The organism is Aliidiomarina soli, from assembly GCF_003986975.1.
In the GTDB taxonomy this organism is placed as follows: Bacteria; Pseudomonadota; Gammaproteobacteria; order Enterobacterales; family Alteromonadaceae; genus Aliidiomarina; species Aliidiomarina soli.
The window spans coordinates 582,617-606,046 of the sequence record NZ_PIPO01000002.1; the positions used below are offsets into that span (position 1 = coordinate 582,617).

Consider the following 23,430-nt stretch of genomic DNA (forward strand, 5'->3'; position numbering starts at 1 on the left):
GGCCAGTTTACCCCACCAACTGGCCAAGCTGAAAGAGCGGTATGTACAACGCCATTAAAATAGCGCCGGTAATAACACCAGTAATAGCAAGAAATACCGGTTCAAGGGCTTTAAGAATACGCTGCTGGACCTGTTCAACCTGATCCGCCAGTTGCTGAGTCAAGCGCTCCAGCTGCTCGCTTAGCCGGCCACTGCGTTCCCCAAGGTCAATGATGCGCAGCTGTTCCTGATTAAGGCAGGGGTTTTGCTGCAGAATCTCATACAGGCTACTACCGCCTGCCAGCAACTGAGTGCAGCGTTGCCAGTGCTGACGCAGGTACGCCGACTCGCAGCTGCGCGCGGTAAGCTGGCATGCGTCGGTCAGTGGTAAATGACTGGCATAGGCAAGTTGCAGAGTGGCAAAGTCAGCGGTTAAATGCTGACGCAGCAGCAGACTGCCGATGCCCGGAAGTTGATAAACCCAGCGTACAAATAGCGGGTAACGACCCATGCTGTACTGGAAGCTGCGTTTAACTGGCCACAGTGCAGCGAGCGGAAGCAGGAGTAACCAGCTGGTTGGCTCGCGCAGCGCATCTGCCAAAGCCAGCAATGAGGCCGTGGAAGGCGGAATAGCGACATCCATTTGCAGATACAATTGGGCGAACTGAGGTACCACAAAGTAGAGCATTGCAAATACCACCAGAACAGCCACCGCGAGCACTATCAGGGGGTAGGTCAGAGCTTTACGAACCGCTTTGCTTTGCGCCGCTGACTGCTCCATTTGCTGCTGCAGCCGCCTCAGCACCTGCGGTAACTGGCCGCTTTGTTCACCTACCTCGACCAGCCGGCAATATTGCGCAGAGAACCCAGCTGCACTACGTTGCAGACTTTGGTGCAGACTACTGCCACTGTGGAGTGCTGCCAGTAGGCTGTGTAACCACTGACTGACTTCAGCATGCTGAGCCTGTTCCATTAAAAGCCGAAAAGCATCCAGTTGGCTCAACCCCGAATTAAGTAAACTGGCCCAGGCGGCGGTGAAATCAAGTTGCCAGCTACGCCGCCGTTTGCCGCGCAACGGGCGTTGACGCACCAGCCGGGTTGAGATCAGTTGCACACCCTGCTGCCACAGTTGCAGACGCAGTAATTGTGGCGGGATAAAGGCAATACCTCGCAACTTAAGCCCATGCCGGTTACGACCCTGCCAGTGCCAGGCGCGCAGAGTCTTCCTAAACACCGGCCAGCTCCGCCAGGTGTTGCTGCTGGGCCTGTTTAAGGTCGATATCAGCCACACAGGCATTGGCCAGCGTTTGCCAGTAATGAGTCTGGTTCGGATTAGCCAGCAGCGCCATGCGTAATCTGTCGGTCATTGGCACCAGTTCAAAGACGCCAATACGTTTGCTCTCAGTCAGGCTGACCAGCCGTTGGTTCATCAGCAGTAACAGGCTTGCAGCAAGCTGATAACCATCGACGCCCAGTTGCTGCAACCGGATCAGGGCACTTAACGGGCTTGCCGCATGCAAGGTTGCCAACACCAAATGCCCGGTTTGCGCCGCCTGACAGGCCATACTGGCGGTTTCAGCGTCGCGGATCTCGCCGACCATCAGAATATCCGGATCCTGACGCATTAACGCGCGCAGTACCTGGGCGAAGGTAAGGCCCAGTGACGGCTGCACGCTGACCTGATTGACGGCGGGGAGGTCCACTTCAACCGGGTCTTCTACGGTACTGATATTGGTGGTTTCGCGGTTAAGCATTTGCAGCAGCGTATATAAAGTCTGCGTTTTACCACTGCCGGTTGGCCCGGTGGTCAGAATGAGCCCTTCACGGTGACTTAGAATACCGTCGACAGTTTTGCGCTGGCTGGGTAATAAACCCGCCTCACTTAGGCAGCGGTTGGCATTGCCGACACCCAGTAACCGTAACACCAGCTTTTCACCGCCTAAGGTGGGTAAGGTATTAACCCGACAATCGACCAACTGGCCCGGTAACTGAAAGCGGCAACGGCCATCCTGCGGTAATCGGCGTTCGGTGATATCAAGCTGCGCCAGGACTTTAATATGCGCGACTACACGCGGCGCTAGCTGAGCATCAATGCTCTCAACCACCTTAAGTTGACCCATGCTGCGCAACCGCGCCCGGTAGCCCGTGGATGTTGGCTCAAGGTGCAGGTCAGAGGCCGCAGACTGAACACAGCGCTGGACCAGTTGGCTGACCAGACGCTCAGCCGCCGAGTCGGCCGGGAGCGGGGTCACAGTATCGCCTCGGTACATTCGGTCACCCGGGATACCGGACGCGCGGTGTCATCGTAGTCGGAACACCCGATGGTCCAGTTGAGATAGCCGGCACTTGAGGTATCTGGTGTATAGCGAACCAGAATCGGTTGCGAGCTGCGGTCATTGGCATCCAGGGTGACCGTGAGTGTACTGCCGGTTGTGGTCGCATTGGTAATACCGCGGGGTAAGTCGCCCGGCATGGCGACGTGGCTCCCTCCATAATGGCAGCTGCTGAGCTGGCTCTCCATTTGCCAGCACAGGGCGACGGAGGTTAGCCAGGGGGCGACCCCCGCCAGTGCCGAGCTGACCCGGGCCCGCTGGGTGTAATCGGTGTAGGCAGGTATGGCGACCGAACTTAAAATGCCAATAATGGCGACCACAATCATCAGTTCAATCAGGTTAAAGCCGCGTTGGCGGCGAAAGGTAATGAAGTTCATAGCGCTATCCTTAGCAAAGTGACGTTAATCCGGGTCCTGTGGACGAGCAGATCGACACAAAAGACCCCTATGCTTAAGTAATAGCCTGTAAGCCCAAAGCGGCCAGCCGGACCTTGTACGCCTTAACGCAAAAAGGCTGCCCGAAGGCAGCCTTTTCTTATTAACTCGTGGTCAGTACAGGGCTTAGCCCATATTGGCAAATCGCATTGACAGGTCAATCGCCTGCACATGCTTGGTCAGCGCACCGGAGGATATGAAATCAACGCCAGTTGCCGCGTAATCGCGCAGCTGATCGGCGGTGACGTTGCCGGACACTTCCAGTTTGGCTTTACCTGCGGTGAGGTCTACCGCGCGACGAATATCACCCAGACTGAAGTTATCCAGCATGATCACATCGGCACCAGCGTCCAGTGCCTGCTGAAGTTCGTCCATGCTCTCAACTTCAACTTCAACCCAACGCTCGGGGTGGCGCTGGCGAGCGGTTTGCACGGCTGCTTGTACCCCGCCACAGGCACTGATGTGGTTTTCTTTAATTAAGTACGCATCAAACAGGCCAAGGCGATGGTTTTTACCGCCGCCACAGGCCACCGCATACTTTTGTGCAAAGCGCAGGCAAGGCAGCGTTTTACGGGTGTCGAGTAAGCGCGTGGCGAAGCCCTGCAGTAAATCGACCGCCCGCGCGGTTTGGGTTGCGGTCGCCGATAACGTCTGGACAAAGTTGAGCGCGCTGCGCTCGCCGGTCAGCAATTGTTGCGCCGGGCCGGAGAGCTCGAACAGTGTATCGCCGGCCGCACATTCATCACCGTCGTTGACGCGCCAGGCAATACTGACATCGCCACCGAGCTGGGCAAACACTTCATCCACCCAGGCTTTACCGCAAAAGACGCAGTCTTCACGGGTAATAACGCGCGCGTTAGCGGTGGTGGACGGATTAATAAGCTGCGCAGTGATATCACGGCTGATATCGATGTCGCCGCCGAGGTCTTCACTCAGGGCCAGACGTACCTGGGCTTCTATCTGCTGTTGCAGCACCTGCGGCTGGATCTCGTTCATGGCTTGCCTTCTTTAACTTAACGGGTAATGAGTTACTGATAAATCGTTAAAACACGATTCTGTTGGGTGAATTCTAACGTTTTCAGCGCGCTCATGCCCAACAATATTTGCTCCGACTGATAGCCGGGAACAATAGTCCCGGCGATATCGTGAAGCCGGATATCGCCTAACCGAAGTTCGTTAATGGTGGTGGTATACGCGCGAGCGGTGCCATTGGCAGTGCGCACAATGACTGGGTTTCCCCGGGCAAGGCCAAGCTCTGCAGCCAGGGTTTGCGGGATAGCAACCTGGGTCGCACCGGTATCTAGCATGAAGGTCACCTGTTGACCGTTGATAGCGCCGTTGGCGACATAATGGCCGGAACGATTCTGTTTTAATTCGACCACGGCACGGCCGTCCTGCTGGTAACTGGCAACCGACTGATTGGGATTTTCCTGCTTCTGCAGCAAGTCGCCAAACCACAGGTACAACACCACCAAGAGGAAAATCCAGGCCAACCCGGCAAACCATTTACCGATACGCGCACTTGAGTCCGAGCTGCTCATACCACAACCACCTTCGCTTTACCTTTACACTAAGACCTTGGATACTTGATACTGGTCTATAAAATCAACATTCTAGGGTATTCGTGCTTAGAGTATCACAGCATAAAGTAGAAACGGCGAGCTTTCGTGCTTCGCCCCATTGCGACGAACGCCCCCCAGGCAGCGACATTGAGCTGGTTGTGGTGCATGGCATAAGCCTGCCTGCAGGGCAGTTTGGCTTGCCTTATATCGACCAGCTGTTTCTGGGGACGCTGGACTGTACTGAAAAGCCTGACTTCGCCATTCTGGACGGGCTTAAAGTGTCGGCGCATTGCCTGATTCGGCGTGACGGCGAGCTTATTCAGTACGTGCCTTTTGACAAACGAGCCTGGCATGCCGGGGTTTCGAGCTGGCACGGGCGCGAACGTTGCAATGACTTTTCGATTGGGGTAGAGCTGGAAGGCACCGACGACATTCCGTATACCGAAGCACAGTACCAGGTGTTGGGTCAGTTGATTGATGCCCTGCGTGCTGCCTATCCGCAGATAGCGGGGGATGCCGTGACCGGCCATGAACATATCGCGCCGGGGCGTAAAACAGACCCCGGCCCCGGGTTTGACTGGCAGGCATTAGCAGCACAGTGTCAGGCTCAACCGGAACCCTGCGCTGCGGCTTTGCAGGCGAGCTTCAAAACAAATAACAACAAGGACAACAGCTAGCCATGGTTATTCTCTCACTGCTCATCGCCATTTTGATTGATCGCAGTTTACGCCAGCGCCAACGCTGGCAATCACGGATGCTGGCAGTTAGCTGGGGCCGTTTTTTGCACAAACAGGCACGCAGCCATGCCCCACTGCAAAGAGCAATCAGCGACCCCGCCGGAAGCGTCCTGCTGTGGGTAGCACCGGCTGTGATCCTGGGGATTCTGTTATGGCTGCAGGACAGCGCTTTATTGCTCTTGTTAGTGAATATTTTGGTACTGGTGGTGACCTTAGGGTGTTCGCCGCAGCGCTTGTTGGTCCGCGACTATCTGCATAAGGCACATCGCAACAACGATGCAGGTTGTCAGCAGTTAAAAGCAGAATTGGACGCGGCGAACCCGGACGCGGAAGCCACCACTCTTGGTGGGCATCTGGTGTGGCTGAACTTTCGCTACTATTTTGCGGTGTGCTGCTGGTTTATAGTTTTTGGTGCGCCAGGGGCTCTACTCTATGCGTTAGTTCGTGATTCGCGGCATGCCCAGGCGCAGGCACAAACGAAGAATGCCTCCGCAGACAAGGCAATTGAAGCAGAAACCGCTACCATTGAACAGAACAGCCACTTTATCCGTATTCTGCATTGGCTGGAGTGGGTGCCGGTACGGGTCGCAGGTTTTGCTTATTTGTTGGTAGGCCATTTCAACCGGGCCTTGCCTGTCTGGCTTAAAGGGTTCGGCAAAGACGCCGAACTAAATGCAGGGTATTTACAGACTATCGCCGAGCGCGCCGAGGACCAGGCAGAACACGAAGACCTGACCGACGAGCCTTGTGCCATGCTTAAATTAGCTAAGCGGACAATGACCTTTTTATTGGCAGCCACGGCGGTGGCGACCTTGCTCGGCTGGCTGTCCTGAGTGGGGTAGCACGCTTATAAACGCTGGATTGCCGCCTCGGTTGCGCTGGTCATACCAATCTGCGGCATGATTTACTTGGGTTTTATAGTCGAACGATTTAAAATAGGTCTATTGGTAAGACCAATTTAAGGAAGCGACATCAGGATGACAGGTTTATCGCGCGTACAGGCATTTAAATTGTCCGACGTGATTACGGAAAAACTGGAAGGCTTAATCGTCGACGGCACCTATGCGGCCGGCGAACGTTTGCCGTCTGAGCGCGAGCTGGCACGTCAACTGGATGTGTCGCGTCCTTCATTGCGGGAAGCCATTCAGAAACTCGAAGCAAAAGGTCTGGTAACCCGGCGTCAGGGCGGCGGCACCTATATTACCGGTGCGTTGCACCAGAAAGTCACTGACCCTTTGTTTGCTTTGCTGGCGCAAAATCCGGAAGCACATTATGACCTGCTCGAGTTTCGCCACGCCCTGGAAGGGGTGTCCTCTTATTATGCTGCGCTACGTGGCACCGATGACGACCATCGCCGGATTGAAGAAAGCTTTGATGCGGCGACTCAGGCAGCGGAACAAGGGGTGGCCGAACAAGCCAAAGCCTTAATGACATTCTATGTGGCCATCACTGAAGCTTCCCACAATGTGGTATTGCTTCATCTGGTGCGTGGCATGCAGGATATTTTAATGGAGAACATGCGGCAAAACCTGGACGTCCTGACCCGCCGCAGTGAAATACGAACCCAATTACAACAGCACAGGGCCTCTATTGTTGAGGCTATTTTAGCAGGGCAGCCCGAGCAGGCACGCGATGCATGTCATCAGCATCTGACCTATATTGAGGCTACTCTGCTGCAATTAAATCGTGATCACCAGCGTCAGCAGCGAGCAAGCCGGCGCAGTGAACAGTAGAAGCATCGTAAGATGAATCACCGTCACCGGTGATAAGAGTCGGTGAAAGAGTTAAGGAATCATTATGGCTGAACAAGAAAAGAACGATATCGATCAACAGGAAACGCTGGAATGGCTTGAGGCCTTAGAAGGTGTGCTCGAAGCTGAGGGGCCAAAGCGTGCCCACTTCCTGCTTGAAGAACTGATTGATAAAGCGCGCCGTAGCGGTGCGTATTTACCGTACAAGCCAACTACGGCATACCTGAATACTATTCCGGTTAGTCAGGAACCAGTGATGCCAGGCGACCACACGCTGGAATCGCGGATCCGAGCCGCTATCCGCTGGAATGCTCTGGCGATGGTACTGCGCGCGTCGAAAAAAGAACTCGATCTGGGCGGCCATATTTCCAGCTTCGCCTCGTCAGCGATGCTCTATGATGTCGGCTTTAACCACTTCTTCCGTGCGCCAACGGACGAAGACGGCGGTGACTTCCTCTTTATTCAGGGTCATGTATCACCAGGCATTTATGCCCGTGCTTTCCTCGAAGGCCGTATCACTGAAGCGCAGATGGACAAGTTCCGCCAGGAAGTCGATGGCGATGGCTTACCAAGCTACCCGCACCCGAAACTGATGCCAGACTTCTGGCAGTTCCCGACTGTGTCCATGGGCCTTGGCCCTATTCAGGCGATTTACCAGGCACGTTTCTTAAAATACCTCACTGACCGTGGCATTAAAGACTGCTCTAAGCAGCGTGTTTACTGCTTCTTAGGTGATGGTGAAGTGGATGAGCCAGAAAGCTTAGGTGCGATTGGTCTCGCCACCCGCGAAGGGCTGGATAACCTGACTTTCGTAGTGAACTGTAACCTGCAGCGCCTGGATGGCCCGGTACGTGGTAACGGCAAGATCATTCAGGAGCTGGAAGGGACCTTCCGCGGCGCTGGCTGGGAAGTAATTAAAGTAGTCTGGGGTCGCTACTGGGATCCGCTTCTGTACCGTGACACCGAAGGCAAACTGGCCCAGGTCATGGAAGAGAGCGTGGATGGTGAGTACCAGAACTACAAAGCCAAAGGCGGCGCTTACACCCGTGAGCACTTCTTCGGTAAGTACCCGGAAACCAAAGAGATGGTGGCCAACCTGTCAGACGAAGATATCTGGCGCCTCAACCGTGGTGGTCACGACCCGGTAAAAGTGTACTCCGCTTACAACAAAGCCGTGAACACCAAAGGTCGTCCACAGGTGATCTTAGCCAAAACCGTTAAAGGCTATGGCATGGGCTCAGCCGGTGAAGGTAAAAACGTCGCCCATCAGGTCAAGAAAATGGACATTGATGCGATTAAGCACTTCCGTGATCGTTTCAATATTCCAGTTAAAGACGAAGATTTGGCAGATATCCCGTACTACAGCTTCCCTGAGGACAGCGAAGAGTACAAATACATGAAAGCACGCCGTGAAAAACTCGGTGGCTTCATGCCAGTACGCAGCAGAAACAGCGACAAAGAGCTGGAAGTACCCTCACTGAAAGCCTTTGATTCAGTCTTAAAAGGCTCAGGGGATCGTGAAATTTCGACCACCATGGCCTTCGTTCGTGTATTAACCGCGATGCTGAAAGACAAGAAAATCGGCCAGCGCGTGGTCCCAATTATTCCGGATGAAGCCCGTACCTTTGGTATGGAAGGTCTGTTCCGCCAGGTTGGTATTTACGCCCACCAGGGTCAGAAATATACCCCGCAGGATGCCGATCAGGTCGCTTACTACCGTGAAGACAAGAAAGGTCAGGTACTGCAGGAAGGTATCAACGAGCTGGGTGCATTAGCCTCGTGGGTTGCCGCCGGTACCAGCTACTCAACCAACAATGAACCGATGATCCCGGTCTACATCTATTATTCGATGTTCGGTCCGCAACGTGTCGGTGATTTGGTCTGGGCAGCAGGTGACAGCCAGACCCGTGGTTTCTTAATCGGCGGTACTGCCGGTCGCACCACGCTGAACGGCGAAGGCTTACAGCACCAGGACGGCCACAGCTTAATTCTGTTCAACACCGTACCGAACTGCATCAGCTACGACCCGACCTACGGCTACGAAGTGGCAGTGATTACTCAGGACGGTCTGCGTCGGATGTATGACGAGAACGAAAACGTTTTCTACTACATCACGGTGATGAACGAGAACTATCAGCAACCAGAAATGCCGGAAGGCTCAGAAGAAGGCATTCTGCGCGGTATCTACAAGCTGGATGAGAAAAAAGCCAAGAAAGCCGAAGGCCATGTGCGCCTGCTGGGCTCCGGCACCATTCTGCAGCAGGTCCGTGAAGCCGCCGCGGTTCTGGAAAAAGACTTCAACGTCAGCAGCACCATTTTCAGTGCTACCTCACTGAACGAGCTGGCGCGCGATGGTTTGGACGTTGAGCGTTACAACATGCTTAACCCAACCAAGAAAGCAAAAACCGCCTACATTACCGATGTGCTAGAGAAAAACGGTAAAGGGCCGGTGATTGCCGCAACCGACTACATGAAGCTTTACGCTGACCAGGTTCGCGCCTGGGTGCCAGGACCTTACCGGGTGTTGGGAACTGACGGCTTTGGCCGCTCAGACAGCCGCGCGAACCTGCGCCGTCACTTTGAAGTGAACGCAGACTACATTGTTGTGGCAGCGTTAGCTGAACTGGCTCAAGCGGGTGATATCGATAAGAAAGTGGTAGCGAAAGCTATCAAAGACTTCGGTATCGACGTTGACAAGATCAATCCACTGCACGCGTAACGGAGGCTACTATGGCAGATGCAAAAGAAGTTAAAGTCCCCGACGTCGGTGGCGAAGAAGTCGAAGTCATTGAGGTACTGGTCAGCAAAGGTGACAGCATTGACGCTGAAGACTCGCTGATTACCGTTGAAAGCGATAAAGCGTCAATGGATATTCCAGCACCTTTTGGCGGCACCGTCGAGGACCTTAAAGTCCAGGTGGGCGACAAAATTAAAGAGGGCGACCTGCTGGCGATGATCGCCGAGGCGGGTGGTTCGGATGAGGACGATTCTGACAAATCTTCAGGCGAAGACAAATCAGAGGATGAAAAATCTTCAAACGAAGATAAATCATCTGATGAAGACGATTCATCTGAAGATACAACGTCGGACGACGATGATTCAGCAGACGAAAAATCGTCAGGTGACGAGTCCGGTGGCTCCGAAGTTATCGACGTTGAAGTACCGGATATCGGTGAAGACGGCGAAGTTGAAGTGATTGAAGTACTGATCAAAGAAGGCGACACGGTTGAAGCCGAAGACGGCCTGATCACCCTGGAAACTGACAAAGCCACCATGGACGTGCCTTGCCCACAAGGCGGTACGGTCAAAGAAGTGCTGGTGAAAGAAGGTGACAAGGTTAAGCAGGGCTCGCTGGTGATTAAGCTGGAAGTCAAAGGCTCCGGGTCGTCAGACTCAGGTTCAGGTGACTCGAAAGCGAAAAGCGATAGCAGCAGTGCCAGCAGCTCAAGCAAGTCGTCAACTGAAGATTCAAAAGAAGATAAAAAATCTTCAAACGAAGATAAAGACAGTGGCAAAAGTGAAGGCAAGAGCGAAACTCACAGCTCGCGTTCACGCAAGCCGCCAGTACCGGATCACCCGCTTGGGCGCAAAGGGCAGAGCGATGGCATTGTCCACGCGTCACCGTCAGTGCGCCGTGTGGCCCGCGAATTCGGTGTCGACTTAAGCCAAGTGAAAGGTAGTGGACCGAAAGACCGCATCCTGAAAGAAGACGTGCAGCAGTTTGTGAAATACGAACTGTCACGGCCGAAAGCCTCAGCAGCACCGGGTACCGGTGGTGAAGGTGGCCTGCAGGTCATCGCGCAGCCGAAAGTCGACTTTGAGAAGTTCGGTGAAGTCGAGAAAGTCCAGATGTCACGCATTCAGCGTATTTCCGGACCGAATCTGCACCGCAACTGGGTCACTATTCCACACGTGACGCAGTTTGACGAAGCGGACATTACTGAGCTCGAAAGCTTCCGGAAGTCGGAGAACGAATACCAGGCGAAAATTAAGTCTGGCATGAAGTTCACCCCGCTGGTGTTTATCATGAAAGCCTGTGCTCAGGCACTGCGCGAATATCCGGTGTTCAACTCGTCGCTGCACGAAGACGGCGAACACCTGATCATGAAAAAATACGTCAACATCGGTATTGCTGTAGACACGCCAAATGGTCTGGTCGTGCCGGTGGTGCGTGATGTCGACAAGAAAGGCATCAAGCAGCTGACCGAAGAGTTATCAGAGATCAGCGTCAAAGCGCGTGACGGCAAGCTTAAAGCGGCTGACATGCAGGGTGGATGCTTCTCGATTTCAAGCTTAGGTGGTATCGGCGGTACCGCATTCACACCAATCGTGAATGCACCGGACGTGGCTATCTTAGGCGTGTCGAAAAGCGAAATGAAGCCAGTGTGGAACGGCAGCGAGTTTGTGCCGCGACTGAAACTGCCACTGAGCCTGTCCTACGACCATCGTGTCATTGACGGCGCAGTCGCCGCGCGGTTCACTACGTATCTGAACCACGCGCTGTCTGATATTCGCAAGCTACTGCTGTAGTGATTGAAAAGCCGCCTGTGATTGAGGCGGCTTTTGTCCGTTCGCTGCCGTCATTCGAGCGAATTAGGCGGCGAATGGACAAGACGTTGGATTAAATTCTCGGTACAATATTGCCCACTTCGCGCAATTTGTATCTATATGTACAAAATTTTGGACTAACAGGTTGCTTACCGGATGAGCGGGTCAATTAAGTACCCGGGTAAGTTAAACGGTTAACTATAGGGGTCATCATGAGTAACGAGATTAAAACTCAGGTTGTAGTGCTGGGCGCAGGACCTGGCGGGTATTCAGCAGCATTCCGCGCGGCCGATTTAGGCCTCGACGTGGTATTGGTTGAACGTTACAGCACCTTAGGCGGTGTTTGCTTAAACGTTGGTTGTATTCCTTCAAAAGCACTACTGCATTTAGCCAAGCACATCGAAGATTCCAAGCACATGGGCGACCATGGTGTAACCTTCGGCGAACCTAAGATCGACCTGGACAAAATTCGCGCGCACAAAGAAAAAGTAGTCGGCCAGTTAACCGGCGGCCTCGACCAGATGTCGAAAATGCGTAAAGTGAAAGTAGTTACCGGTAAAGGTGAATTCACCGGCGCCAACGAACTGAAAGTGTCTGGCGACAAAGAGACCACTATCAAGTTTGACAACGCCATTATCGCAGCCGGCTCACAGCCAGTCGAACTGCCGTTCATTCCACATGAAGACGAGCGTATCTGGGACTCAACCAGCGCACTTGAGTTGCCATTCGTACCAGAGAAAATGCTGATTCTTGGTGGTGGTATCATCGGTCTGGAAATGGGCTGTGTCTACAGCGCACTGGGCTCGAAACTGGACGTGGTTGAGTTCATGGACCAGCTGATCCCAGCGGCCGACAAAGACCTGATCAAAGTCTTCACCAAAGAAATGAAAACCAAGTATGAAAACATCATGCTTGAAACCAAAGTAACTAAAGTTGAAGCCAAGAAAGACGGCATCCACGTTACCTTTGAAGGCAAAAACGCACCAGACAAGCCAGTTAAGTACGACGCGGTTCTGGTCGCGGTTGGCCGTACTCCAAACGGTAACAAAATCGGTGCTGACAAAGCCGGCATTGAAGTTGACGACAAAGGCTTTATCAAAACCGATAACCAGCTGCGCACCAGCGCTGACAACATCTTCGCCATTGGTGACATCATTGGTCAGCCAATGCTGGCGCACAAAGCCACTCACGAAGGCCACGTAGCGGCTGAGAACATCGCAGGCAAGAAGCACTTCTTCGAACCTAAGGTGATTCCTTCTATTGCGTACACCGACCCGGAAGTGTGCTGGGCAGGTTTGACCGAGAAAGAAGCCAAAGAGCAGGGCGTTAAGTACGAAGCTGTAACCTTCCCATGGTCAGCATCGGGCCGTGCCATTGCGTCAAACTCAACCAATGGTTTCACCAAGCTGATTTTCGATAAAGAAAACGACCGCTTGATTGGTGGCGCAGTTGTTGGCTCACACGCTGGCGAACTGATGGGCGAAATCTGCCTGGCCATCGAAATGGGCAGCGACGCCGAAGACATCGCGCTGACCGTTCATGCTCACCCAACGCTGCATGAATCAGTTGGCCTTGCCGCTGAAATGTACGAAGGTTCAATCACTGACTTGCCGAACAAAAAGGCGAAGAAGAAGTAACCTTTAGCTTACTTTCAGTTTAGGTATGAACCTAAAAACCCAACCAATCGGTTGGGTTTTTTTATGCCCGCGGCCCGGCAAGTGTCAGGGTTGCAATCGCAAAGTGAACCTTATAATCTGGATTTTCAACTTAACGAAATAATTACAATTGCCCTCCGCATGCAGCCTGCTTTAACGGATTAGAGCGTACAGCCCCATCTACCTCTGTTCAATTTCAGCACCCGCATGATCGAATCTGCGTAGCTCTTAGCAGGGGCGGTAGCGTGGGCGCTATAACCTGCATACGGCTACAAATGGGATAAGGAAAATAACCATGTTCAAAACATCTCGTCTTGCGGTGCCAGTTGGGTTCGAGGTTGAAAGCCCTATTGGCGTTATAAACACTTAAACGGAGACAATAGATTGTCATCAAATAACGAAGGTTTTAAGGACTCGGAAACGCTGACGGCCTGGGTTCGATACATGCTGTATGCTCAGATTATCGTTGTCTTAGTTTCTATGGCATCGAACTACTTCGAGTATCAGTTATTACTCGACTATCAAAGTGGAAACTACGTATCCCGGGAGCAAGCCGAGGCAGATGGAGCAGCTAATGACTACCGCCAGAGTCTGGTTGGATTTCTCTTTCTAATTATTTTTGCAGTCTCCGGCTTCATGATACTGCGTTGGATCCATAGAGCTAATCATAACGCTAGAGCCCTGGGTGCGAACAATATGAGATTCTCACCAGGTTGGTCCATAGGATTCTACTTTATACCCGTTCTGGCGTTATGGAAGCCATACCAGGCCATGAAGGAAATATGGCAGGCCAGCAAAAAGCCCTCCGACTGGGAGTCACAATATACAAGCGGAATAGTGCAACTTTGGTGGCTGGTATGGCTTGCTTCAAGTTTTCTTGGCTACGCACTTCTCAGGAGTGCTATGCGGGTAGAAGACCTTCAGGATCTAATTAATCTCAATATTTTCGACCAGGTTGGCTGTGTCTTAAGTATCTTCCTGGCGCTGATTTTCCTAAACATCGTAAAACGAATTCATAATTTTCAAACCAGCCATCTCGCAAGTACGCATAACGAGATGCAGGCGACACCTGCAAGCGTTGGATAATTGGTTATTTGAAGAAAATTATTTTGTTTTACGATACATGAATATGTATGGCGGTTGTGCTGCATCATCGGTTTCAATTCCGGCAGAGCAAATCGTTGAAGAATAAGCATAACAAACGCCTTAGACATCGCGGCCTTCGGCCGCTGGACTCGCAATAAGTTGCTCGCGTTTGGGCGGGCGTTATGTGCGCACGGTTTACAGGTAATCGAGGAAAACTTGATGACTGATTATTCTGGCTCTTGCCTGTGTGGCAATGCGAAATTTGAAGTGCAAGGGAACTTTGATGGCTTTTACCTGTGTCATTGTCAGCATTGCCAAAAGGATACCGGGTCTGCTCATGCGGCAAATCTATTTTCGAGCTCAGCCAAGTTGACCTGGTTGGCGGGTTCAGATTCTGTGACTACTTTCACGCTCCCAGGCACTCGCCACAAGAAAAGTTTTTGTAAGTTCTGCGGTTCCGCATTGCCAATCATTCACGAGGTGGGGCTACTCGCCATTCCCGCCGGGTGTTTGGATACGGAGGTCTCTATGTCACCAACAGCTCACATCTTTACATCTAGCAAAGCTGTTTGGGATAAAGGTTTAGGTGATGTGCCAGAATTCGAGGGGCTGCCAGAGTGAGCAGCTGTCACATAACAAGCCGTGGCAGTTCGCGCTTATCGACGCCGGACTCGCTACGCTCGCGCTGCACAGGGGCGTTATGTAATTGGGAGAGTCTGTGGCTAGATCAGTAGAGCCAATGTCGGATGGCCTGCTAAGGCAAAGGAGAAATCTATTTGCGTTGTCGGCACTAATATGGTTTTTAAAATTTGGTGAAGTTGAAATTGACAAGCTAAGTTTTCTGGGTATCGAATTTAAGACGTTTTCTAATCCAGATGCTATCTATGTAGCGATCTGGTTGGCTTGGTTCTATTTTGCTTTTCGATATTATCAGTATTTTGTACAAGAAGGGTTTCCAAAGCTCTATGCTGCGTATACAGACCTCTTGGATGAAATATGTGCACCAAAGGTTACCCGATTAGTTCGAAAAGAATACCCCAACGACTTTAGGGAAGACTGCGGATACCGGACACTTAAGAAATGGAAATGGGTATACCACGGCCAACAGCAGACAGGACAAGATAAAGGCTCTGGAGAAATGACTGTCGAAAACTTCGAAATGCAGTTTTCTCCTTGGTGGCTTTGGAAAGAGATATTATGGTCAATTTGGCACATAGTAATAAATAGAAGCGTAGTAACAGACTATATTCTCCCAATTCTATTGGCTCTATATATCTTGGTTACTGCATGGTCAGGCTGGGAAGGGGGAATATCTGAAATCTATCAACGCAGTGCAATTACATAACAAGTTTGTGAAAAGGACGCTCCTGACGTCGCGCCTTTTACAAAAGCGTTATGCATTACCCCACGAGGAACTCCGATGAAGAAAGAAAGATCTCTAGATGAGCAAAGAGACGAATTTGCTCGGCGTCGCCTGATAGCGACTCCAATCGCAGGAATGGTTGCATGGACTTTAATTGGAGTTAGCTCGCTTTTTCTTAGCCCCTTTGCGATTTCTTTGGTTCTTTTTGTAGCTACTGGTTCAATTGTCTATCTGGGGATGTTTATATCAAAGTTTACTGGCGAAAATTTCCTCGATAAAAGCAGGCCAAAGAATACTTTCGATACGCTCTTTTTATACTCAGTAGGCATGTCAGCTCTTGTATACGCCATTGCGATACCCTTCTTCCTGATTGATTACACCTCGTTGCCGCTTACCGTCGGAATTCTGACAGGGCTAATGTGGCTTCCGATTTCTTGGATCATTCGGCATTGGATTGGGCTAGTGCATGGAGTTGCCAGAACAGTAGCAGTTTTATTGGTTTGGTACCTTTTTCCAGATCATCGATTTTTAGCTGTTTCTGCAGTAATTGTCTTGCTTTACGCTTTTGCAATACTGGTGCTCGAGAATAGGTGGCGGGGTGTGAGCCCAAATGCATAACAAGTCAATTAACTGCGCGCATGCGGCGCCGGACGTGCTAGCGCACGCCGGTTATTTCAGGTGTTAGCGGCCTAGCCTAAGGAGAATCATGGACAAACAATATTGGCTCGTAGGTGCGATGTGGGGTGGTTCAGATGATGCCCTGAAAGACTTCATTGTCCGTCAGTATTGGTATTGCTGGGACATTAACGAAGCAGCCGAATCAGATAGCAATGTTGGAAACTCCATAGCTACACAACGTGAACGATTCCGACAAATACGGCGCGGAGACCGCATCGCAGTAAAACGCATGCTTGGTCGTGGTTCTGCTGATATGGAAGTTCGTGCCTTAGGGGTAGTGCGCGACGTAGATTTTGAAGAGTGGCGCGTTTACGTTGATTGGTTAACTGATGATCAGTTTGCGCGAAAAGTGCCATTGCATGGCTGTACGGCTTCAATTCACGGGCCTTTCGACTCTAATGATGCGTGGGTTCAGAATGTGTTTTGTATATAAAGCGCTAACAAGGCCAGTCACGGCGACGGTTACTGCATTGCGGCTTCGCTTCCATTCCGTAACCGCGCGTGCTGAGCGGCGTTAGGGCTATGAAAAAAACTGAGATGACGTGGCGAAAGGTAACAGACTCTGACGGTAACGACGTTACAGAGGAATTGGAGGTTTTTGCCGATATATATGGTTTGGAAAGAGCTGCGTCGGGCCGATACAGTCTCTTGCTGCTCTATGGTCTCTACTATTTGAGTAATGCTGGGCGTCTAAACCCTGCTAAAGTGATGGAAGAAATAAAGGCTCTTGAAGGTCTCCGCCAATCTAGCTGTACCAAACCCGCATCAATATTCAGACGCAATCAACCTCTAAGAGGTTTGTGGCATAAGCATTATCTTGAGGGCGGGATGTCATCAATGGCAATAAATCTTCAAAAAGGAATGAGAAAGTATGGCATTCCTTGTGCTAAGCGAATGGTTGAAGAAGCTCGAGAATCTGGCGAAGAAAGGTATTTTTCTGAAAAGGACGTGCTCTCTATTGCGCGTGATGTAGTGGAAGGAAACTGGAAGCGCCTGATGAAAGAGTCTGCGCTAACCGGGCAATGGATTATCTTCGCGCGACACGGTGGGAATAATTACTATCTGTGTGTAGCTAACCACACCACCGGAGACCAAAAGATTCGGGACCAAATTGATGCAATCTGCGTTCAGGAATTCCCGTTTCTAAAGAGAATTCTTTCGCCGCCAGCAGGTGCAAAGCATGATCTGGGCAATGAATGACTGCCCTAACAAGGCCAGGCAAGGCGACGTCTTTTTCGTTGCGGCTTCGCCTTCACTACAAAGCCGCACATGCTGGCGGCGTTATACCTAAACCCAAGAGACGAGCATGGAAGAAATATTCAACGTCATATCAGAAAAGCCGGAGTATTTTGCATGGGCATTTGGTTTAATCAATGCGCTTTGGTTGGGTTTCGTGTATTTCAATAAAAAGCGACATGAGAGTGAGCTTATAAAAATTAAACAATCCCTCGACCTTGATCTTCAGCGAAGGATGAAAGTTTTTGAGATGAAGGCCTCCCAATATGAAGCCTACTTTCGACACATTGACAGTATTCATAATAGGCACAAAACGGACTATCAAGACGTTTTTATACCCATAATGAATAAATTCATGTCTTCTTATTTACAGGCTTCGACAAGCAATGATGAAGCCGCAGCTACGGCTGCAACCATTGAGTTTTCTGAGCAAATATCCAAAATAACTCACGATGGATTTCAAGAGCTTGGGGTTATTGAATCAGAAACAAATAGTCTTCGTTTGACAGCAAGTGATGAGGTTGCATTACTACTTGATGAAATTAAGGAGATTTACTCGGCCATGTTTACTGCGTCGGGAAAAATGATGTCGGACCTGGTTCAGATAACCATTAATAACGACCAAGAGCTTGCTAATCAAAATCAAGCTGAGCTTTATCGTCTCGGAGAATTGGCAAAATCAAAATCTAAACAGCTTAGAGAGCAAATGAGAATTGACCTCAAGCAGATTTAGGTATAACAAACGGCTGTTGTCGCACCTTCGGGGCTGGGACGGCCTCTCCGCCGCTGCGCGGCTACAAGTCCGCCCCAAAGCCGGGCGTTAGGGATACGGATATCAGAACCTTGAGTAAAGTTGTTTTAACTATCTGGATTACTGGCTTGGTTGTCGGAGGTGCAACGCATGTATTCGATAACATATATTTCGGATTCCTCCCATACAGATTTGCACCCGATTGGTTAAATATTTATTGGTCCTCTTTGGGAGTGTTGGATTTTCTAGCGGCTCTCTTACTATGGAAGAAGCGTAAGTTGGGAATTTTGCTGGCGATAGCAATCATGGTTAGCAATGTGGCAATTAACTCGTTAGCGCTGCATTCTTTGGGTGTACTTTCAGAGAATCTTCCATTACAAATTCAAAGTATCTTTTTAGGTTTCTGTTTAGGTTCAGCATATTTACTTTGGCAAAAAAGGGGAATATAGGATCGCTCATAGCGTATTCCCTAACAAGGTCAGGCAAGCGACGTCTTGCGTTGCGGCTTCGCCTTCACTTTTAGAAGGCATATCACTATGGAGCCAAGCTCAGAGAGCAGTCCGAGGCCAATGGCTAACAAGTTGCTGCACACGGATAAATTACTCGCTGCGCTCGCAATTTACCGGTGAGCAAGGCGTTAGCTTACAATCGGAGAAGGAGAGAATTTAATTGCCTTGGATTGAGTTGGAGTTTTCGAAAAAAGCTGTTAGACGAGCTGGCGATTACCTTATTAGTGGGGAATTCGATTTAGATACTTATTTTGAATCTTATGAGGCACTGGATAACTGGCGGAACTCTCACGAGTATCCAATTCAGTCAATGCTCGGATATTTCAGAAAAAAGTCTTTTGAAATCGACTCAGAAGCGGTCGTGGTCAGACGACTAAAAAGAACTCCATCTATTCTCGCCAAGTTAAAGCGTGAACACGGAATGAAACTTGACAGAATGGAAGACATTGGTGGCTGTAGAATAGTGGTTTCTACGAAAGAAAAAGTATATGAAGTACGAGATGCCATAGTTGATGGAAGAACAAGAAACATTCTTCGCCGCCAACGGGATTACATAAAAAAACCAAAAAATTCAGGTTATAGGGGGATTCACCTAGTTTATCGCTACAACGGAGCGAAAAAGCAATATTCAGCCCACTCGATAGAGCTTCAAATTCGTAGCAAAGTACAACATTCATGGGCTACAGCTGTAGAAGTCGTTGGTACATTTACCCGACAGGGTTTAAAGGCTAGTCAGGGTCACGAAGCTTGGCTTAATTTTTTTAAGTTAGCTAGCATCGCATTTGAAGATATTGAAAACAAAAGGCTAGCTAAGAGCGCCGAGTCAAAAGAGCGTTTAGAGCTTGTAAAGTATATAGAGCGCCTAGGGGTAATACATAAACTAAGAGCTTTTGCTGTATCGACCAACCATTTAGGTAGGGACAAGAAGAATAAGAATGACTATTTTTTGCTAATTCTCGAAGTAGATAAATCGAACATTAAAGTAGTAAGGTATTCACGCCATCACATTGGTAGAGCTACAAAGAAATATGCGGAATTAGAAAAAGAATTTAAAGACAACAAAGATAAAGACGTTGTGTTGGTTTCAGCTGAATCGGTTCATGGGCTAAAAAAGGCGTACCCAAACTATTTCGCCGACACTACGGAGTTTTCTAAAAATATCGAAAAAATTTTAGAAGCTAACAAAGCGTTGCACCAGACAAGCCGGTGAACGCGGCGTTAGCGAGAAAAAAGCATGGCTCTTGCACTTTTTGACTTCGATGGAACGGTCACAACTCATGAGACGATGCCTGTCTTTATCAAGCTATCAGTAGGTAAGAGAAGGCTTGTATTTGGTCATCTTATACTAGCGCCCTTGATATTGGGCTTTAAGCTTGGATTTGTATCGGGCGTTGTGATTCGCCGTGTGATTGTGCGATTAGCATACAGCCGTGTGCCAATTGTCCGGCTTGAAAGAAGTGGTCACCAGTTTGCTGAGCAATACTTATCTGCTTCGCTTCGCCCAGAAGCCATGGAACGTATTAATTGGCACAAAGATAGTGGGCATAAAGTTGTTATTGTATCTGGCGGTTTAGATATCTATTTAGCCCCATGGTGCCAAAAACATGGACTTGACCTTATTTGTTCTTCCCTAGAACACCGAGAAGGCCTATTGACAGGGAAATACGATGGCGAGCAATGCGTGCTTTCTGAAAAAGTTCGGCGTGTGCATGAACGGTATGACCTCGACTCATTTGAATCTATTTATGCTTATGGTGATACTTTGGAAGACAAAGATATGCTTAACATTGCAACTAATGCATATTATCAGTGGCAGCACGTTGAATCGGCTACAAAGCGCTAACAAGTCGCATCAGTACGCGCCTGCGGCACCGGACAACAGCTTTGCTGTTGCCGCTGTGCTAAGGCGTTAGCTGAATAGAGACTTTGATGATTTTTACACACTCATACAGAGATGGTAAGCATTGGACTATCTCTCACCGTGAGCTAGATGGATATAGCTATAAAGGTCAACCAGTAGAGTTATGGGTTAGCAGATATTCTGACTACAGATCATATGATGAATATAGTGCCTCCATTAGGGCTAAAGACAGTGATTGTACAGAACTTGCGTCTTGTGATTTTAAAAGGAGCCTCTACACAGTATTGAACTGGGCACGGAATAATTTAGACGGTAAACCACATCAATTTAGTGAAACTGATTTAAGGCACAAAAAAGCACTTTCTTCAATAAAAGGAGAAGCTGCAGAACATTACATTGCCGGCTACTTAATGATGGAGTTTGGCTTTATTGTTTCTCTAGCGAGCCCTAGTATGCCAAGCTATGACTTACTGGTTGTTAATCCGATAAATAATAAAACCTGTAAACTTCAGGTGAAATTTAGGAGTAACTCAAACTCAACGTTATCTATCAGCTGCTTTGACTTTGATTTTTTGGTTCTACTCGATAAACCATATCATGAATATGTAAAGGTCAAATTAGACGGCGAAGAAAAATCTAGACCGGTAGCAAAGTTTAACGTTTGGGTAGTAAACAAAGAATGGGTTAAAGGTGATTGCGAAGCCTTCGGGTATTTAAGAAATCCAAGGTATTCAGACTATCTTCATAACTGGGAGCAGGTCGTATCATTTCTAACATCAGCTAACAAATCAAGCCAAGGGACGCAGCAGAACTGCCCCCATGCTTGAGGCGTTAGCGAGTAGAGTGATATGAAATTGCGAGCCGCCGAAGCATTGGATCTTTCAACAGTTTTAAGTTGGATAGACGACGAGCAATCTTTGCGAATGTGGGCCGGCCCGAAGGTTCAATATCCAGCATCGCCTGAGAATATATGGTCTGAGGTGGGCGCATCCGCAGACAATGCATACACCTTCGTTGATGGCGAAGGCGCTGTTATTGGTTTTGGTCAAATGCTGCTGAAAGCTAATAACTCACTTCATTTAGCGAGGTTGATTGTAAATCCGGAGTTTCGAGCGCGAGGCATAGGTCGCAATCTTTGTTTGGCGCTTATGAGTATTGCTGGCTCTAAGTATCAACCAGAATATTTTACGCTCAACGTGTACGAGTCAAACAGAGCGGCATTGGGTCTTTATGAATCGTTAGGGTTTTCTGTAACAAGAGAAGACTCAGGTCTTGTTGCAATGGTTAAGCCGCTAACAAGTTTAGGCAAGGGACGCTACTGACGTCGCGCCCATGCTACAAGCGTTAAGTTTCAGTCGAGATCGAGTATGAAGCCAGAAGTTAAAGTGAGATCTACAGATCAGGATGAGCGGCTAAACTCGATCCTGGATGTTATTACTGACGTTGATTGCCGAGACCATTTTACAAGTCATCTTGGAGAGCCGCAGCATGTGCAGAAAGCTATTGTTACAAATTTCCAAAACTCAGTCTTTCAAAGGTTGCAGGATAGTATTCCTAGCTTGAACTGGACGATGGAATATACGCCGTCCAAAAGCCAGAAGGATTCAATTGATATCTATGGCGAAGCTGAAGAGCTTGTAGTGGCGATAGAGCTGGATAAAAATCGAGCAGACCAAGTAGCTAAGAAGTTTGTGTCTCGAATAGCGCTACTGCCAGATAAAAAAGTATACTTTTTATCCCTATGCTATCCGGGTACTGCAGGAATGAATCTGAACGAGTGCGTGAAGTATTTTGGTTACTGCGCAAATCTGGCTAAACGAATGTCAGGCGTTTATGCAGGGCTGGTCATTGGAAAAATTTAACAAGGCCAGTCACGGCGACGGCTTTTTCGTTGCGGCTTCGCCTTCACTACAAAGCTGCGCGTGCTGGCGGCGTTAGGTTTCATAGCCTGTACCAAACTGAGTCTACAGGTATAATTATTTTTACTTCAAAATCCAACGCGATAAGGTTATCCAATGAAGATGAGCTCATATAGAAGGAAGCAATTACAAAAAATTGGACAGCACGAAGTAGCACATTACATAGTTGCAAGAATTCTTGGTTTTGAGGTTGGAGGTATTAGCTTAAAAATTACTCATATACACGACGGTCATGAAGCTGGTTCTATAATAAAATTATATGGTGGACTTAGTGATATTTCAGATGTCTCTACATATTTAGAGAATAGGATAATTGTGCTGTATGCAGGGGTTCTTGGAGAGTCAATAGAAAATGGTGAAGTAAATAATACCTATGCTCTGGAAGAACTACATAAAGGTGGGAAAAGTGATTTTGACAAAGTAAGAGAGCTACTCCAAGTTTTAAATAATATCAAATATCCAAATGCACATAATGAAGATGATGCTAACAAAAATCTCGATTTTATTAATAATTGTCTTTGGAACAAGGCTGCAAAGCTAGTTGGGGAAGAGCACGCAATTATTACAGGGCTTGGTAGCAGGTTAGCTTCTGAAGTAAATTTAGTGGGAGATGAATTTAAGCTATCCCATGAGGAAATTGATCTATTGCCTTCTATACAGGCACGGTTCCATTAAATTAAAACCTAACAAAGCATTTAAGAGTGATTCCCAACGCTTGGCATTTTTCATTCCATCGTTGGGTTTTGTGTTTACGGTGGTATGTCTAGGTTTTGTGGTAGCGTTGCTCACACCTTAATGCGGCGTTAGCTCCCCGAGTTACCCACAAACAGTAGACACCTTCTATAGTTAGGTAGCCCCTAGCAGGAGGTGTTTCATGACCAAGAAACGGCAGGTATATACCGAGGAATTTCGTAGGGAAGCAGTACGCCGAGCGGATCAGCCCGGCAACACGGCAGCATCCGTCGCCAAAGAATTGGGATTGCATCCCGGTCAGATCTACAACTGGCGGCGACAGTTCACCCGGCTTT

The 23,430-nt window shown here is 49.3% G+C and carries 26 protein-coding genes; 21 read left to right on the plus strand and 5 right to left on the minus strand.

What is annotated here, in order from left to right; genetic code table 11:
- Nucleotides 1-7: 7 nt before the first annotated feature.
- The 5 genes from CWE14_RS06395 to CWE14_RS06415 form a co-directional block, all read right to left on the minus strand.
- Nucleotides 8-1,213 (minus strand): type II secretion system F family protein, encoded by a 1,206-nt coding sequence (locus tag CWE14_RS06395; protein WP_198676542.1) that lies wholly within the window; start codon nt 1,211-1,213, stop codon nt 8-10.
- Nucleotides 1,206-2,231, minus strand: a complete 1,026-nt coding sequence (locus CWE14_RS06400) for a GspE/PulE family protein (RefSeq protein WP_157981785.1) — start codon at nt 2,229-2,231, stop codon at nt 1,206-1,208. Before CWE14_RS06400 ends, CWE14_RS06395 begins: the two co-directional genes overlap by 8 nt.
- Nucleotides 2,228-2,689, minus strand: coding sequence for a pilin (locus CWE14_RS14830; RefSeq protein ID WP_126798608.1), 462 nt, complete (start codon nt 2,687-2,689; stop codon nt 2,228-2,230). The genes CWE14_RS06400 and CWE14_RS14830 overlap by 4 nt, the downstream gene beginning before the upstream one ends.
- A 183-nt stretch (nt 2,690-2,872) precedes the next feature.
- On the minus strand, nt 2,873-3,742 hold the full coding sequence (gene nadC / locus CWE14_RS06410; RefSeq protein WP_198676543.1) for a carboxylating nicotinate-nucleotide diphosphorylase: 870 nt from the start codon (nt 3,740-3,742) through the stop codon (nt 2,873-2,875).
- A gap of 32 nt (nt 3,743-3,774) precedes the next feature.
- Nucleotides 3,775-4,287, minus strand: coding sequence for a retropepsin-like aspartic protease family protein (locus CWE14_RS06415; RefSeq protein ID WP_126788535.1), 513 nt, complete (start codon nt 4,285-4,287; stop codon nt 3,775-3,777).
- 83 nt (nt 4,288-4,370) lie between these two features.
- Between CWE14_RS06415 and ampD the strand changes: the two genes are divergently transcribed.
- The 21 genes from ampD to CWE14_RS14880 all read left to right on the plus strand — a co-directional run.
- Nucleotides 4,371-4,985, plus strand: a complete 615-nt coding sequence (gene ampD / locus CWE14_RS06420; RefSeq protein WP_126798609.1) for a 1,6-anhydro-N-acetylmuramyl-L-alanine amidase AmpD — start codon at nt 4,371-4,373, stop codon at nt 4,983-4,985.
- 2 nt (nt 4,986-4,987) lie between these two features.
- Nucleotides 4,988-5,878 carry a regulatory signaling modulator protein AmpE gene (gene ampE, locus CWE14_RS06425; RefSeq protein ID WP_126798610.1) on the plus strand — a complete coding sequence of 297 codons (891 nt, stop codon included), beginning with the start codon at nt 4,988-4,990 and terminating at the stop codon, nt 5,876-5,878.
- Between the two features lie 144 nt (nt 5,879-6,022).
- On the plus strand, nt 6,023-6,778 hold the full coding sequence (gene pdhR, locus CWE14_RS06430; protein WP_126798611.1) for a pyruvate dehydrogenase complex transcriptional repressor PdhR: 756 nt from the start codon (nt 6,023-6,025) through the stop codon (nt 6,776-6,778).
- A gap of 64 nt (nt 6,779-6,842) precedes the next feature.
- A complete protein-coding gene (gene aceE / locus CWE14_RS06435) occupies nt 6,843-9,515 on the plus strand; it encodes a pyruvate dehydrogenase (acetyl-transferring), homodimeric type (RefSeq protein ID WP_126798612.1) in 2,673 nt (890 codons plus the stop codon).
- Between the two features lie 11 nt (nt 9,516-9,526).
- Nucleotides 9,527-11,326 (plus strand): dihydrolipoyllysine-residue acetyltransferase, encoded by a 1,800-nt coding sequence (gene aceF, locus CWE14_RS06440; RefSeq protein ID WP_126798613.1) that lies wholly within the window; start codon nt 9,527-9,529, stop codon nt 11,324-11,326.
- 230 nt (nt 11,327-11,556) lie between these two features.
- On the plus strand, nt 11,557-12,981 hold the full coding sequence (lpdA, locus tag CWE14_RS06445; RefSeq protein WP_126798614.1) for a dihydrolipoyl dehydrogenase: 1,425 nt from the start codon (nt 11,557-11,559) through the stop codon (nt 12,979-12,981).
- Between the two features lie 402 nt (nt 12,982-13,383).
- Complete coding sequence (locus CWE14_RS06450; protein ID WP_241972340.1) at nt 13,384-14,085, plus strand: DUF4328 domain-containing protein; 702 nt, start codon at nt 13,384-13,386, stop codon at nt 14,083-14,085.
- Nucleotides 14,086-14,304: 219 nt separating this feature from the next.
- Nucleotides 14,305-14,706, plus strand: a complete 402-nt coding sequence (locus CWE14_RS06455; protein WP_126798615.1) for a GFA family protein — start codon at nt 14,305-14,307, stop codon at nt 14,704-14,706.
- 97 nt (nt 14,707-14,803) lie between these two features.
- Nucleotides 14,804-15,430 carry a hypothetical protein gene (locus CWE14_RS06460; RefSeq protein WP_126798616.1) on the plus strand — a complete coding sequence of 209 codons (627 nt, stop codon included), beginning with the start codon at nt 14,804-14,806 and terminating at the stop codon, nt 15,428-15,430.
- A 75-nt stretch (nt 15,431-15,505) separates the two neighbouring features.
- The gene (locus CWE14_RS06465) at nt 15,506-16,066 is read left to right on the plus strand and encodes a DUF7010 family protein (RefSeq protein ID WP_126798617.1); all 561 of its coding nucleotides are present in this window, start codon (nt 15,506-15,508) and stop codon (nt 16,064-16,066) included.
- Nucleotides 16,067-16,154: 88 nt separating this feature from the next.
- Entirely contained in the window at nt 16,155-16,559 is a 405-nt protein-coding gene (locus CWE14_RS06470) for a glycyl-tRNA synthetase subunit alpha (RefSeq protein WP_126798618.1), read from the plus strand.
- 89 nt (nt 16,560-16,648) lie between these two features.
- Nucleotides 16,649-17,326: a hypothetical protein gene (locus CWE14_RS06475; RefSeq protein ID WP_198676544.1), complete on the plus strand. Its 678-nt coding sequence runs from the start codon at nt 16,649-16,651 to the stop codon at nt 17,324-17,326.
- 106 nt (nt 17,327-17,432) lie between these two features.
- Nucleotides 17,433-18,095 (plus strand): hypothetical protein, encoded by a 663-nt coding sequence (locus CWE14_RS06480; RefSeq protein WP_126798619.1) that lies wholly within the window; start codon nt 17,433-17,435, stop codon nt 18,093-18,095.
- A 110-nt stretch (nt 18,096-18,205) separates the two neighbouring features.
- The gene (locus CWE14_RS06485; protein ID WP_126798620.1) at nt 18,206-18,562 is read left to right on the plus strand and encodes a hypothetical protein; all 357 of its coding nucleotides are present in this window, start codon (nt 18,206-18,208) and stop codon (nt 18,560-18,562) included.
- Nucleotides 18,563-18,782: 220 nt separating this feature from the next.
- On the plus strand, nt 18,783-19,832 hold the full coding sequence (locus CWE14_RS06490; protein ID WP_126798621.1) for a RelA/SpoT domain-containing protein: 1,050 nt from the start codon (nt 18,783-18,785) through the stop codon (nt 19,830-19,832).
- A 24-nt stretch (nt 19,833-19,856) separates the two neighbouring features.
- Nucleotides 19,857-20,465 (plus strand): HAD family hydrolase, encoded by a 609-nt coding sequence (locus CWE14_RS06495; protein ID WP_126798622.1) that lies wholly within the window; start codon nt 19,857-19,859, stop codon nt 20,463-20,465.
- 86 nt (nt 20,466-20,551) lie between these two features.
- Entirely contained in the window at nt 20,552-21,310 is a 759-nt protein-coding gene (locus tag CWE14_RS06500) for a hypothetical protein (protein ID WP_126798623.1), read from the plus strand.
- A gap of 21 nt (nt 21,311-21,331) precedes the next feature.
- Nucleotides 21,332-21,805 carry a GNAT family N-acetyltransferase gene (locus tag CWE14_RS06505; RefSeq protein WP_126798624.1) on the plus strand — a complete coding sequence of 158 codons (474 nt, stop codon included), beginning with the start codon at nt 21,332-21,334 and terminating at the stop codon, nt 21,803-21,805.
- Nucleotides 21,806-21,850: 45 nt separating this feature from the next.
- The gene (locus tag CWE14_RS06510) at nt 21,851-22,345 is read left to right on the plus strand and encodes a hypothetical protein (protein ID WP_126798625.1); all 495 of its coding nucleotides are present in this window, start codon (nt 21,851-21,853) and stop codon (nt 22,343-22,345) included.
- A gap of 153 nt (nt 22,346-22,498) precedes the next feature.
- On the plus strand, nt 22,499-23,077 hold the full coding sequence (locus tag CWE14_RS06520; RefSeq protein ID WP_126798626.1) for a zinc metalloprotease: 579 nt from the start codon (nt 22,499-22,501) through the stop codon (nt 23,075-23,077).
- Nucleotides 23,078-23,276: 199 nt separating this feature from the next.
- A partial coding sequence (locus CWE14_RS14880) for a transposase (protein WP_126798627.1) occupies nt 23,277-23,430 on the plus strand: 154 nt, incomplete at its 3' end.

Bases quoted from the DNA above. Each gene is read 5' to 3' on its own strand.
- CWE14_RS06505 (WP_126798624.1), top strand. From the start codon at position 21,332: ATGAAATTGCGAGCCGCCGAAGCATTGGATCTTTCAACAGTTTTAAGT.
- CWE14_RS06510 (WP_126798625.1), top strand. From the start codon at position 21,851: ATGAAGCCAGAAGTTAAAGTGAGATCTACAGATCAGGATGAGCGGCTA.
- CWE14_RS06495 (WP_126798622.1), top strand. From the start codon at position 19,857: ATGGCTCTTGCACTTTTTGACTTCGATGGAACGGTCACAACTCATGAG.
- aceE (WP_126798612.1), top strand. From the start codon at position 6,843: ATGGCTGAACAAGAAAAGAACGATATCGATCAACAGGAAACGCTGGAA.
- CWE14_RS06475 (WP_198676544.1), top strand. From the start codon at position 16,649: ATGAAAAAAACTGAGATGACGTGGCGAAAGGTAACAGACTCTGACGGT.
- CWE14_RS06470 (WP_126798618.1), top strand. From the start codon at position 16,155: ATGGACAAACAATATTGGCTCGTAGGTGCGATGTGGGGTGGTTCAGAT.
- ampE (WP_126798610.1), top strand. From the start codon at position 4,988: ATGGTTATTCTCTCACTGCTCATCGCCATTTTGATTGATCGCAGTTTA.
- CWE14_RS06465 (WP_126798617.1), top strand. From the start codon at position 15,506: ATGAAGAAAGAAAGATCTCTAGATGAGCAAAGAGACGAATTTGCTCGG.
- pdhR (WP_126798611.1), top strand. From the start codon at position 6,023: ATGACAGGTTTATCGCGCGTACAGGCATTTAAATTGTCCGACGTGATT.
- nadC (WP_198676543.1), bottom strand. From the start codon at position 3,742: ATGAACGAGATCCAGCCGCAGGTGCTGCAACAGCAGATAGAAGCCCAG.
- CWE14_RS06480 (WP_126798619.1), top strand. From the start codon at position 17,433: ATGGAAGAAATATTCAACGTCATATCAGAAAAGCCGGAGTATTTTGCA.
- CWE14_RS06455 (WP_126798615.1), top strand. From the start codon at position 14,305: ATGACTGATTATTCTGGCTCTTGCCTGTGTGGCAATGCGAAATTTGAA.
- CWE14_RS06500 (WP_126798623.1), top strand. From the start codon at position 20,552: ATGATTTTTACACACTCATACAGAGATGGTAAGCATTGGACTATCTCT.
- lpdA (WP_126798614.1), top strand. From the start codon at position 11,557: ATGAGTAACGAGATTAAAACTCAGGTTGTAGTGCTGGGCGCAGGACCT.
- aceF (WP_126798613.1), top strand. From the start codon at position 9,527: ATGGCAGATGCAAAAGAAGTTAAAGTCCCCGACGTCGGTGGCGAAGAA.
- CWE14_RS06415 (WP_126788535.1), bottom strand. From the start codon at position 4,287: ATGAGCAGCTCGGACTCAAGTGCGCGTATCGGTAAATGGTTTGCCGGG.
- CWE14_RS06520 (WP_126798626.1), top strand. From the start codon at position 22,499: ATGAAGATGAGCTCATATAGAAGGAAGCAATTACAAAAAATTGGACAG.
- CWE14_RS14830 (WP_126798608.1), bottom strand. From the start codon at position 2,689: ATGAACTTCATTACCTTTCGCCGCCAACGCGGCTTTAACCTGATTGAA.